The sequence below is a fragment of the Rhodococcus sp. 14C212 genome (assembly GCF_011058195.1).
GTDB lineage: Bacteria > Actinomycetota > Actinomycetes > Mycobacteriales > Mycobacteriaceae > Rhodococcus > Rhodococcus aetherivorans.
This window is the reverse complement of record NZ_JAALEH010000136.1, coordinates 1-10259: the sequence shown is the minus strand read 5'-3', so window position 1 is coordinate 10259 and position 10259 is coordinate 1. Positions and strand designations below refer to the sequence as shown.

Here is a 10259-nt window from a genome sequence, read left to right as displayed (position 1 = left end):
GCCCAACGTCGAGGTCCACCCCGCCGCCATGCGCGAGATCCGCGGCTCCACCGTGATCGCCCGGGACGGCAGCGAAGCCGAGGTCGACGCCGTCGTCTTCGGCACCGGCTTCCACATCCTCGACATGCCGATCGCCGGCCGGATGTTCGACGGGCAGGGACGCAGCCTCGACGAGCACTGGCAGGGCAGCCCGCAGGCGTACCTGGGTTCGTCCGTCGCGGGCTTTCCCAATGCGTTCGTCCTGCTCGGCCCGAGCCTCGGCACCGGTCACACGTCGGCGTTCCTCATCCTCGAGGCCCAGCTCGACCACGTCGCGACCGCGATCGACACGGCGCTGCGCCACGGCTGGCGCACCCTCGAGGTGCGACGCGACGCCCAGGACGCCTTCAACGACGAGGTACAGGCCGCCCTGCCGGGCACGGTCTACAACTCCGGCGGATGCCGCAGCTACTTCTTCGACGTCAACGGCCGCAACAGCTTCAACTGGCCGTGGTCGTCGGCCGCGCTCCGTCGCCGCGTGTCGGCGTTCGATCCGGGCGTCTACGACGTCACGTACGACGACGAACCGGTGCCTGCCGGGTGATCCGCGCGTACCGTCGGGTGATGACCCGCCGGTCCGCCACCCGCCGTCGCCCACCACCCTCGGACGGCTATCTGTACGAACCCAGCGAGCGCCGCGTGCGCGGCATGTGGGCCGGCCACACGGTGGTCGACACGGTGCACGCACTGCTGGTGTGGCCGCCCGGACGACCGGTCCCCTTCTACCTGTTCCCCCGCGACGACGTGCGCACCGATCTCCTCGCGCCCGCCCCGGCGCCCGGCGACAGGAACGACGTGGCGCGGTGGTTCGACCTGACCGACGGCGAGACCCGGGCGCCCGCCGCGGCGTTCGTGCTCGACGTCGCGGGACTCGAGGAGTACATCGGCTTCGAATGGTTCGGCCACCGCGGGCCGGGCATCGAGCACCCCGGCGGGCCGGGCATCGAGCACCCCGGCGGGCCGGGCATCGAGCACTGGTACGAGGAGGACACGGAGATTTTCGTTCATCCACGGGACCCGTACAGCCGGGTCGATGCGCTGCCCAGCAGCCGGCACGTGCAGGTGTCGATCGGCGGCACGGTCGTCGCCGACACCCGGCATCCGGTGCTGCTGTTCGAGACCCGCCTGCCCGTGCGGTACTACATCCCGCCCGCGGACGTCGACTTCTCGGTACTCGAGGAGACGGAGCTGCACACCTCGTGCCCCTACAAGGGCACGGCCCGGTACTGGAGCTTCACCGGATCGCCGCGGGCCGAGAACGTCGCCTGGTCGTACCCGGATCCCCTCCCCGCCGTCGCACCGATCGCCGGCCACGTCGCGTTCTACAACGAGGCGGTGGACCTGGTCGTCGACGGCGTGCCCCTCGCGCGTCCGGGCGGCTGACCGCGCCGGCTCACCGCTCGAGCCGGATCCACGGGCCGCCGTCCCCCGCGGCCCGCAACCGGGTGCCGAAGACCGCCGACGACTCCTCGAGCGCCGCGCGCAGCCAGCGCTCCTGCGACTGCGTGACGTGTTCGAGCCGCATCCGCCGCGCCCGCACCGGCATCATCCGCAACTCCCGCAACTCCCGCGAGTCCGCATCGAACGAGACGACGTACAGCAGCCGCAACTCGTCGCGGAAGCGCTCGTAGCCGCCGATGCCCTCGTAGTCGTTGATCAGGTCGCCGCACCCGTACAGCACCGGCTTGCCGCGGTAGATCTCCAGCGGCCGCGGGTGATGGGACGAATGCCCGTGCACCACGTCGACGCCACCGTCGATCAGACGGTGCGCGAACCGCACGTGCTCGTCCGGCACCGCGTAGCCCCAGTTGGACCCCCAGTGCACCGACACCACCACCACATCGCCGGCCGCGCGGTCGGCGTCGATCCGGGCGAGCAGCCCGTCGGCCCCCGCCTCCGACACCTCCGGCAACAGCGCCACCCCGGGCCGCGTCGCCGTCGCGGCCCCCCAGGGGGTGATCCCGCTCGACACCGCACCGACGGACCACACCCGCACCCGGAACGCCCCGACCGGGACCGTCGCCGGCCGCCACGCCATCCGATCGTCGCCGCCCGCGCCGGCAAGCCGCAGTCCCGCCGCCGTGAGCACCTCGACGGTCTCGCGCAGACCGCGGACGCCGAAGTCGAGCACGTGGTTGTTGGCGAGGGCGCACACGTCGATCCGTGCGACGGTGACCACCTCGACGTTCGCCGGGTTCATCCGGTAGTGGATGCCCTTGTCCGGCGCGTAGTCCCGCGACGTGGTCACGGACGTCTCCAGGTTGACGATCCGAACGTCCGGGGCGCACTCCTCGAGCACGGACAGCGCGACGCCCCACGGCCAGTCGTATCCCGCGGGCCGCGGAATCGCGCCGCTGCGGGTCTCGGCGAGTTCGACGTAGTCCCGGGCGTCCTTCGCGCAGGACTCCCGCAGCGCGGGACCTCCGGGGTGCGGGAGGATCTGGTCCACACCCCGGCCGGTCATCACGTCTCCGGCGAGGAAGAGGGTCACCGTGCCCGGCACACCTGAGACAGTAATCCTCGGCCCGAGGATCCGCGCGTGTCCACGGGTGCAGGTCAGCCGGACGCGTAGCTGGGCTGCCCGGTGACGTCGCCGAGCACCACCAGCGTCGCGAGGGTGTTCTCCCACCGGATCCGGGCGGCGCCGACCGTCGCCTGCACGACGGTCCCGTCGGGCCGGCCGAATTCGCACAGCTGCCCGGCGCGGTCGTGCAGCGAGCGGACGGTGACGGAACCGTCGGGCCACGTGCCACCGGTGAAGATCTCGTGCAGCGCCCGGTTCTCCACGTCCCGGGCGTCGACGCCGAACACCGCGGCAAAGGTGGGATTGGCGTAGGCGATCGCGCCACCGTCGCGCACGGCGATGATCGGGACGGGCAGCAGATCGAGGACGGCGGGCAGGGGCAGCGGCGCCAACCGGTCCGGCAGGTGCGCCCAGGTCGCGGCCTTGGCGCGATACAGATCCATGTCGGCGTCGTGGTACAGGTCCATGGGGTCGCGAACGACGCCCGCCGCGACCCCGAAGCTGACCGGCACGGGATTCGCGCGGGCCATCTCCTCGAGCACCGCGCGCCCCTCCTCTTCGTCCGTGTCCGGGAGCACGACGAGGAATTCGTCGCCGCCGAGACGAGCCAGGATCCCGCCGCGCGGCACCTGCTGCGCCCACGCCCCGGCGGCGTCGCGGAGCAGTGCGTCACCCGCGGGATGCCCGTGCTCGTCGTTGAACGCCTTGAATCCGTCGACGTCGAGCAGGCCCAGGCAGACCCGGGTGCCGCGGTCGCGCGGACGCGAGCGCAGTTCGAGGTCGAGACCCGCGCGGTTGCGCAGGCCGGTGAGCGGATCGCGGGTCGCCGCGTTCACCAGCAGGTGTCCGACGGCCCCGAAGATCGCCCCGGAGCCGAGCAGGGCGACGGCGATGATCACGTAACCGACCCACAGCAGGGGCGTCGGGGCGACGGCCGCGGCGCCGAGGGTCATCGCGGTGAGCGCCCCGATCCACAGGACGGCCTGCCGCGGTGGCCAGAACGCCGAAAGGTACATCGACAGGAACATCGACCCCATGACGCTGATGAGGATGCGGGAGGGGTCGACGTGGAACGCGATCACCGCCGGCATCGCGACGACCGCGCAGGCGGTGGCGGCGACGATGGGGATGCGTCCCAGACGCCGTGGCGCCCACCGCAGGATCACCAGCCCGGCGATGCCCAACGCCAGCGCCGAGGCCATGCCGGCGAAGCTGCCGGATCGCGCAATCGCCGGATCGAGCAGGGCTGCAACGAGTCCTACTGCGACGAGCCCGGTGCTGATCGCCAGGTACCACGCGAGCAGACGGCGCCGTTGGACACGGAGATTCGCCGTCGCACCGTGCAACACCTGGCGATCGCCCACACCCGAATTATCCCGTTCGTCGCACCGTTCGTGTCCGGCTCGGCGAAATGCGCGGCGTCACCGGCCCGGCAGCCACTGCATCGCCTTGACGAAGGGCGGCATCACCTTCGACCACAGCTTCGGCGGAACCCCGCGGGGTCCACCGAGATTCATCACCCGCGTCGTCGCGATCGTCTGCGGCTCGGTGTACTTGATCAGGCCTTCCGCGCCATGACGACGGCCCATGCCCGAGATGCCCATGCCGCCCATCGGCGCGTCGGTGCTGCCCCACGCCGGCGCGTAGCCCTCGTCGACGTTGACGGTGCCGGCCCGTACCCGCGCCGCGATGGCCTCGCCCTGCGCTTTGGTGCCCGCCCACACGCTGGCGTTGAGTCCGTACTCGGTGTCGTTGGCGCGGCGGATCGCCTCCTCGACGTTGTCCACCGCGTACACCGACACGAGCGGACCGAACGTCTCCTCCCGGTAGCACTCGGCGTCCTCGGGGACGTCGGTGAGCACCGTCGGCTCGTAGAACAGGGGGCCGAGATCGGGCCGGGCCCGGCCGCCGGCGACGACGGTGGCGCCCTTGGCGACGGCGTCGTCGACGTGCCCGGAGACGGCCTTGACCTGGGTCTCGTTGACCATGCTGCCCATTTCGACGCCGTACTCGTAGCCCGGCCCGAGGGTCATGTTCCGCACCCGCTCGCCGAGCATGCGGAGGAACTCCGGGGCGACGGACTTCTCCACGTAGATCCGCTCGATGGAGATGCACAGCTGCCCGGAGTTGGAGAAGCACGCCCGCACGGCCGCGTCGGTGACCTCACGCAGGTTCGCCCCGGCGGTGACGATCATCGGGTTCTTGCCACCGAGCTCGGCGGAGAACCCGATCAGGCGACGGCCCGCCTGCTCGGCGAGGAGGCTGCCGGTCTGCGAGGAGCCGGTGAACATGAGGTAGTCGGCGTTCTCGACGAGGGCGGTGCCCACGACGGAGCCGGGCCCGGGCACGACGGCGAACAGGTCGCGCGGCAGGCCGGCCCGGTAGAGCAGTTCGACGACGGCCAGCGCGCAGTAGGGGGTCTGGCTGTCGGGCTTGAGGACGACGGCGTTACCGGCGAGAAGGGCGGCGATCGCATCGGAGACGGCGAGGGTCATCGGGTAGTTCCACGGCGCGATGACCCCCACGACCCCCTTCGGGTGGTAGTGCACGGTGGTCTTCGTCAGGCCGGGCAGCATGCCCGTGGCGCGGCGCGGACGCAGCAGCTTGGGCGCGGTGCGTGCGTAGTAGCGCGCGGTGAGGGCGATGTCGAGGACCTCCTCCTGCGCCGAGGCGCGAGCCTTGCCGGTCTCGGCCTGGGCCATGTCCATCAGCTCTTCGCGGTGGGCCAGCACCAGGTCGTGGTACCGGTGGAAGATCTCGGCGCGTTGCTCGACGGAGCGGCGCGCCCAGTCGGCCTGCGCGGCGCGGGCACGCTCGAGGGCGGCTCTGGCGTCGTCGGCGGTGCCGACCGGGACCGTCGCGAGTTCACGACCGGTGAAAGCCTCCACGACCGAGCGGGTGGGACGGCTCGCTGCGTCCGGGATGGCGATGAGCTCGGCCAACCGGGCGAAGGTGGCGGCGCTGGGAGCAGGCATGTCGTACCCCTACTGGTGAGTAGTTCTTGCAGTTACACCAACCTACCGCGCGGCGTGGTGCTTGTCACAGAGCGGGCTGTTCGCCGCCCGGCAGCCCCGCTAGCCTGAGGAGATGGACCCACCGGTCACCCGGTATCTTCCGCGCGACGGCCACGGCCTCGCGTACCAGGTGGTGGGTGAAGGCCCGGTGGACGTCGTGTGGTTCCTCGAGATCCAGACCCACCTGGACCTGATGTGGACCGACCCTCACCTGCACTACCTGATCGAACGCAACGGCACCTTCGGCCGCTCGGTGTACTTCCAGCGCCGCGGGATCGGGCTGTCCGATCCGCTGGACCGGGTGCCCAGCCTCGAGGAGCAGGCCGACGACGTGCTGGCCGTGATGGACGAGGTGGGGATGCGCCGGGCCACCCTCGTCGGCGTCGCCAGCACCTGCGGACCGCAGTGCCTCGTCGCCGCCCGCGCCCCGGACCGCGTCGCCGGCCTGGTCCTCGTCCAGCCGTTCGCCGAGCGTCTCCTCGGCGGCGACGGTGAGCCGCACGGATGGACGCCGGTGCGGCGGGCGGAGTTCGTCGACAACTGGCGGACCGTGGGCCGGGAGTGGGGTTCCGGGGCCTCGGTCCGGATGTGGGAGCACCACGCCGACAACCCCTACAACCGGCGGCTGATGGCGATGCTCGAACGCTGCTCCGCGACACCGACCACGACGCAGGCGCACCTCGAGTGGATCTTCCGGCTCGACTACTCCAGCGCCCTGCCGTCGATCCAGTGCCCGGCCCGGGCCCTGCTCCCGGCCGCCAGCCCCGTGCCCCGCGCCGCCGCCGAGTTCGTCGCGCGGCAGATCCCCCGCGGTTCGTTCCACCTGTTGCCGAACGCCCCGCCCGGCGCCTCGCTCGGGGAGGCGTGGCGGCCGATCCTCGACCACGTCGAGGAACTCGCCACCGGGATGCAGCATCCCGTCGACGCCGACCGCAGCCTCGCGTCGCTGCTGTTCACCGACATCGTCGGCTCGACGAAACTGCTCGCCCGTATCGGCGACGGCGCCTACCGCGACCTGCGCGCCGCCCACGAACGACGGGTCCGGGCCGAGGTGGAGCAGGCCGGCGGCCGGCTCGTGAAGGTCACGGGCGACGGGACGCTGAGCCTCTTCGACGGCCCGGCCGCGGCCGTGCGCTGTGCCGCGCGGATCCGCGACGACGCCCGCGGCCTCGGCATCGAGATCCGGGCCGGCGTCCACACCGGCACCGTCGAACACGCCGGACCCGAGCTGACCGGATTGACCGTGCACATCGGGGCGCGCATCGGCGCGACCGCCGGTCCCGGCGAGATCCTGGTCTCCCGCACCGCCCGCGACCTCGGCACCGGCTCGGGCCTGACGTTCGCCGACCGGGGCCGGCACCGGCTCGCCGGGGTGCCCGGCCGATGGCAGCTGTACGCGCTCACCGACGCGATCACGGACCTGCCCCCGATCGCGCACCGGTCCCTCGACCTGTCCGTGCTCGACCGGGCCGTGCTCCGCACCGCCCGGCGCGCACCGCAGGTGCTGCGGGCGGCCGTGGCTCTCGCCCACGCCCGGCAGCACCGGCAGGCGCGGTGAGCGTGGACCGGAGGCAAGCACGGGATCGACGATCAGCTGACGTCTCACCATCTGTGCGCCGAGCAGGAGACGGTGGGACCAGATCTTCCGCCAGATCGGCTTCGGGGAGGCGGTGATCCGCCCCACGACCGTTCGCCGCACCGCCGCACCCGGGTAGGACCTGCCCAGCGACCGGCAACGCCGCGACGCCTCGAGGCAGTGTTCGCCGACGTGCAGTACCTGCCGGTCGCGGTCACGGGGGCGGGTCCACCAGGACGTCGTCGACGCCTCCCCGATACCGACCGGCGGCGCGGCAAGAAATGGCCGGCCCGGCTCACCGACACGATCCGCTCCAGGGTTCCCGACCGGACTCGACGACCTCGCCCCCCCGGACGCACCCTGCACCGACGCAGGACCGACGTGCTCGCCTACGTCGACCACCGCACCTCGAACGGACCCACCGAGGCGATCAACGGCCGACTCGAAGCTGCGCCGCCACGCCCTCGGATTCGACAACCCGGCCCACTACCGGATCCGGTCACTGCTGCCCTGCGGCAACCTCACCGCCCGATCGAGGCACTCCAGATCCGGAAGAGCCCGTACAGCGGCACCATGGGGCTGTACAGCGGCACCATGGGGCTATGGACATCGCGCCCGAACCTGCCGAGCCCGACACTCGTGACTGGACCTTCGTGCTCGACGGAGGGTGCCCCGAGTGCGGGTACACGCTGCACGATCCGACCACGACCGGTGAACGCTTGCGATCCGGCGTGCCACGCTGGCAGGCCGTGCTGCGGCGGCCGAACGTCGCCGAGCGGCCCGCTCCGAGGGTGTGGTCGGCGCTCGAGTACGCCTCCCACGCACGTGACCTCATCGTCGTCCTCGGACAACGAGTGCGGGCGATGATCACCGACAACACTCCGACGTTCGCCGATTACGACGGCGAGGCCGAGGCGATCCGTCGGCGGTTCTGGGCGGCGGATCCCGCCGACGTGGCCCGGCAGATCGCTCTACGCACCGACGAGACCGTGGAGATCGTCGAGGGCGTCGAGGACTGGCGGCGCGACGGCCTGCGCAGTGACGGCCGGAGGTTCACCATCGTGCAGTTGAGCCAGTATCTGCTGCACGACGTCGAGCACCATCTGCACGACGTCGCGGGCTGATCCGGCCGAGCCGCGTACGCGTCCCGGGCAGTGGTGGGGTCCAGGATCGAGCGGCGCGGCGGTGGTGTACCGGCAGTGAGCCGACAACACCGGAAAGTGCGAAACACAGTCACCACCAACACAATACGAAAGCAGTATCAATATCCTACGGGCAAACACGCCCGAATGCCCTACCATCAACCACACTCACGAAAATCACTGCACCACAACATAATTCTCAAAACCGTACTGGACCGGCACCGAACCGGGTGGTGCGCCCGCCCGCGGGGCCCGAACCACCGTCGCGACCGCACGCCGCACCGACGTCGCGGGCACCCCGCCGCCCCGGCCCGGGACGTGCCCTCACACCAGGCCGACCCCGGCCCCGGGCACTGATCGAAGGCGCGGTCGACAGTCGCGGAGGATGCGCACACCCGGCCCCGGACTTCCGGTCGCGAGGGGACGTCGAGTTCACTGTCGACCTCCGAACCGTGCTCGTGTCGGCGTTCGCCCGACCTCCCCGCGACACCCTGAGCTGCGACGAGATGCGGAAGGCCACGCCGTAGGGGCACGGCACCGAGGCGAGATCGCGGCGCCGATCGGCGAGCTCACCGACTACCTCGATCGTCCGCAGCACCGAGCCCGGCCTGCTTCGTGCGCGCGACCCGTGACCGAACCGTTATAGTCGGCGTCATGACGTCAGTTCTCGGTGTGTCGGTCGGGGCCAGCGCTGTGCGCTTCGCGTGCCGCGACACCGAGAGCCCCCATGGTCCGATCTTCCGATCACGGTCGGTGACCGCGACCCTCGAACGGCCGGGGGACCCGGCCGCCGCATCCCTCGACACGGTGCTCACCGAAACCCACGAGATCGACGAGGTCCAGGCCATCGGCGTCGCGTACCAGAACCAGGCGCAGGCCGGTGCCGTCCAGGCCGCGATGACCCGACTCGAGATCGGCCACTTCCACTTGGTCCCCGAAGTGACGGCCGCGCTCGAGATGCTGGAGACGTCCGGGGATCTCGGCGACCACGAGACGCTCGTGTTCTACGACCTCGGCAGTTCCGGCCTCACCGTCACCGTCGTCGACCGCACCACCGGGATCGTGCTGAGCACCGCACGCTCGGACCGGATCAGCGGCGACCTCGTCGACCGGCTGATCTACGACCACCACCTGGAACTGCACCGCTTCACCCCGCCGGCCGACACGGCAGCACAGCTCGCCCTCACTGCCAGGTGCCGCGACGCGAAGGAGCAGCTGTCCACCACCGGCGCGGTGTGTATGCCCGGTGAGGGCGGTCTGCTGCTGCTCTCCCAGGACAGCTTCGAGTCGCTCATCGACGGCCCCGTGAAGACGTCGGCCCGCCTCACCCGTGACGTCATCCGCCGCTCGGGGCGCACCCCCGACGCCGCGGTGCTCATCGGCGGCGGTGCGCATATTCCGCTGGTCACCTCCGTGATGGAGTCCTGGCTCGACCTCCCGGTGATCGTGCCCGCACAGCCCGAACTCGTCGCGGCCGAGGGTGCGGCACTGCTGGCCCGCCCGGCCACCGGCGAGGTCGCCGGCGCGGTGATGTCCCCGACGCAGGCACCCGCGCCACACGAGACGAGCAACACCGTCGACACCGTCGAAACCCGGCACACCGTCGAGACGACCGCACCGCCGCGCACACGTCGGCGCCTCCTTCTCGCCGGCGGTGTCGTCACCGTCGTCGCGGCGATCGGCCTCGGCCTCGGCACCGACCTGCTGCCGGATTCCGAACGGGACGCACAGCCCACCGCCCCGCCACAGCCCGCTACCACCGCGGACCTGACCCCGCCTCCGGGAGCCGCCCCGCCGGTGGTCGACAAGTCGAGGATCTCCGCACCGGCCGAGGCGCCCACCACGTACCAGCCGCAGACACAGAATCCGACCCAGACCCCTACCATCCCCCAGACGCAGAACAGTGCGCCGGCCGACACATCGGCTCCGCCACCCCCACCGGAACCAGCCCCATTCATTCCCGG

7 protein-coding genes and 2 pseudogenes are annotated in these 10259 nt (G+C 71.5%); 6 read left to right on the top strand and 3 right to left on the bottom strand.

Features of this window, described 5'->3' with window-relative positions; translation table 11 throughout:
* Together G6038_RS28875 and G6038_RS28870 are read left to right on the top strand one after the other, a co-directional pair.
* Positions 1-583, top strand: a pseudogene (locus G6038_RS28875) (cyclohexanone monooxygenase); the annotation flags it as partial.
* Between the two features lie 20 nt (positions 584-603).
* On the top strand, positions 604-1422 hold the full coding sequence (locus G6038_RS28870; protein ID WP_206025799.1) for a DUF427 domain-containing protein: 819 nt from the start codon (positions 604-606) through the stop codon (positions 1420-1422).
* A gap of 10 nt (positions 1423-1432) precedes the next feature.
* On the opposite strand, the gene G6038_RS28865 is transcribed toward G6038_RS28870, so the two are convergent.
* From G6038_RS28865 to G6038_RS28855, 3 genes are read right to left on the bottom strand one after another with little or no spacing between them, the layout of a single operon-like run.
* Entirely contained in the window at positions 1433-2542 is a 1110-nt protein-coding gene (locus G6038_RS28865) for a CapA family protein (RefSeq protein WP_165042119.1), read from the bottom strand.
* A 53-nt stretch (positions 2543-2595) separates the two neighbouring features.
* A complete protein-coding gene (locus G6038_RS28860) occupies positions 2596-3927 on the bottom strand; it encodes a diguanylate cyclase (protein ID WP_165042116.1) in 1332 nt (443 codons plus the stop codon).
* 57 nt (positions 3928-3984) lie between these two features.
* On the bottom strand, positions 3985-5538 hold the full coding sequence (locus tag G6038_RS28855) for a succinic semialdehyde dehydrogenase (protein ID WP_165042106.1): 1554 nt from the start codon (positions 5536-5538) through the stop codon (positions 3985-3987).
* Positions 5539-5650: 112 nt separating this feature from the next.
* Between G6038_RS28855 and G6038_RS28850 the strand changes: the two genes are divergently transcribed.
* From G6038_RS28850 to G6038_RS28835, 4 genes and pseudogenes are all read left to right on the top strand, one after another.
* Positions 5651-7135 carry an adenylate/guanylate cyclase domain-containing protein gene (locus G6038_RS28850; protein WP_165042104.1) on the top strand — a complete coding sequence of 495 codons (1485 nt, stop codon included), beginning with the start codon at positions 5651-5653 and terminating at the stop codon, positions 7133-7135.
* A 384-nt stretch (positions 7136-7519) separates the two neighbouring features.
* A pseudogene (locus G6038_RS28845) lies at positions 7520-7661 on the top strand (transposase); the annotation flags it as partial.
* A 94-nt stretch (positions 7662-7755) separates the two neighbouring features.
* Positions 7756-8277 (top strand): DinB family protein, encoded by a 522-nt coding sequence (locus G6038_RS28840; RefSeq protein ID WP_165042102.1) that lies wholly within the window; start codon positions 7756-7758, stop codon positions 8275-8277.
* A gap of 672 nt (positions 8278-8949) precedes the next feature.
* Positions 8950-10259 (top strand): Hsp70 family protein (locus G6038_RS28835; RefSeq protein ID WP_206025798.1); only part of this gene is annotated, 1310 nt, incomplete at its 3' end.